The organism is Streptomyces sp. P5F9 (assembly GCF_057961495.1).
This window is the reverse complement of the sequence record NZ_JBXVPZ010000888.1, coordinates 1-1,531: the sequence shown is the minus strand read 5'-3', so window position 1 is coordinate 1,531 and position 1,531 is coordinate 1. Positions and strand designations below refer to the sequence as shown.

Below are 1,531 nucleotides of genomic sequence, written 5' to 3'. Positions count from 1 at the left end.
GGTCAAGGGTAGGCGGTGGGGTCAGGCGGGGACCGCTTCGGGAGCCTCCTCCACGACCGTACGGGCGCGGTACGCCCGGTACCCGAACCCCGCTCCCACCGTGACGACCAGGAACAACACGGTGAACCACTGGAAGTACCAGTGCCCACCCGCCGGGTCGTACACAGCGGCCCGCGGCCACGCCAGGTTGACCGTCATGACAAGGCCGTAGACAAGCGCCAAGGCGTTGACCGGCACCCCCCACCGCCCCAGGGAGAAGAGGCGCGCGCCCGTCTCGTCCGTGCCGTCCACCTCGAACTCGCCCCGCACGCGGCGGAACAGCAGCGGGCCCGTCACCATCGCGTACGCGAGGTACAGCATCACGATGCAGGTGGTGCCGATGGCGAGGAACGCGTCCGGGGAGGCGAAGTTGAGGAGGAGCAGGGCGGCCGAGAGGATGCCTACGACGATGGCCGGGGCGCTGGGCATGCCGGTGCGGGGGTTGACCTTGGACAGGCGGGCGGAGAACGGGAGTTGGCCGTCCCGGGCCATGGAGAAGAGCATGCGGCAGGCCGCCGTCTGGATGGCCAGGGTCGCTACCGCGATCGCCACCACCACGTCCGCCAGCAACGCCTTGCCGACGCCGTCGCCGAGGCTGCTCGTGAGGACGTAGCTGAGGCCGTCGACGCCCAGGTGGCCGTCGGTCAGGCTGGGGGCCGCGAGCAGGCCGCCGAGGATGATCAGGCCGCCGAGTAGGCCGGCGGCGCTGAGCGCGGTGAGGATCGTGCGGGGCGCGGTGCGGCGCGGGTTGTGGGTCTCCTCGCTCATCTCGCCCGCGCTGTCGAAGCCGATCATCACGTACGCCGCCGTGAACGAGCCGACCAGCAGGGCGCCGAGGAGTCCGCCCTCCAGGCTGCCGGTCGTGTGGAAGGTGATGCTCGGGGTGCGCTTCGAGTGGGTCAGGAGGAGGACCACGATCAGGATCGCGCCGATGATCTCCGCCGTCACGCCGACCCGGTTGATGACCGACATCACGCGGTTGTCGAGGATGTTCACCAGCGTCGTCAGGACCAGCAGGATCACGCCCAGGACCGCCGCGTTGGCCGCGCCGTCCGGGGAGGTGGGGGCCGGGTCGCCGCCCACCAGCTGGAAGCCCGACCAGATCGCCGGCAGCACCATCTGGAGGGCCAGGGCGGCTGCCGCCACCACCACGATCTGGCCGATCACCATGATCCAGCCCGCGAACCAGCCGAAGGCCGCGTTGGAAAGGCGTGACGACCACTGGTAGATCGCGCCCGAGATCGGGTAGCGCGCGGCCAGTTCCGCGAAGCAGGCCGCCACCAGCAGCTGGCCCGCCAGGACCACCGGCCAGGCCCAGAAGAAGACCGGGCCGCCGAACGCGTACCCGAAGGCGAAGAACTGGAAGACGGTCGTCAGTACGGAGATGAAGGAGAAGCCGGCCGCGAACGACGCGTACCGGCCGAGGCTGCGGTGCAGTTCCTGGCGGTAGCCGAACTCCGCGAGGGAGGCGTCGTCGGGGGAGGGGGAGTGG

1 protein-coding gene is annotated in these 1,531 nt (G+C 70.5%); it reads right to left on the bottom strand.

Features of this window, described 5'->3' with window-relative positions:
- Window positions 1-21 precede the first annotated feature (21 nt).
- Window positions 22-1,531, bottom strand: a 1,510-nt coding sequence (locus AC31A1_RS51205) for an amino acid permease (RefSeq protein WP_489659881.1), incomplete at its 5' end; no start/stop codon positions are given.